Raw genomic sequence first — 528 nt, 5'->3', positions numbered from 1 at the left:
CTGGACGCCAACTGCGACCGCGTCGGCATCACGCAGTTCAAGATGAACGACAAGCGCCAGGGCATCGTGCACGTCATCGGCCCCGAGCAGGGCGCGACGCTGCCGGGCATGACCGTCGTCTGCGGCGACAGCCACACCTCCACGCACGGGGCCTTCGGCGCGCTGGCGCATGGCATTGGCACCAGCGAGGTCGAGCATGTGCTGGCCACGCAGACACTGTCGGCCAAGAAGGCCAAGAACCTGCTCGTCAAGGTCGAAGGCCAATGCCCCAAGGGCGTCGGCGCGAAGGACATCGTGTTGGCCATCATCGGCAGGATCGGCACGGCTGGCGGCAATGGCTACACCATCGAGTTTGCGGGCGCCGCTATCCGCTCACTCTCGATGGAAGGTCGCATGACCGTCTGCAACATGGCCATCGAGGCCGGTGCGCGCGCCGGGCTCATCGGCGTGGACGAAACGACCATTGCCTACGTGAAAGGCCGCCCCTTCTCCCCGCAGGGCGTGGAGTGGGACCAGGCCGTCGCCTAC

The 528-nt window shown here is 66.7% G+C and carries 1 protein-coding gene; it reads left to right on the top strand.

Features of this window, described 5'->3' with window-relative positions; all coding sequences use genetic code 11:
• On the top strand, window positions 1-528 hold a 528-nt coding region (locus AC1DU6_RS35695), incomplete at both ends, for an aconitase family protein (protein WP_477863356.1).

The sequence above is a fragment of the Roseateles sp. P5_B10 genome (assembly GCF_056400485.1).
This window is presented reverse-complemented; position numbering and strand designations above follow the sequence as displayed.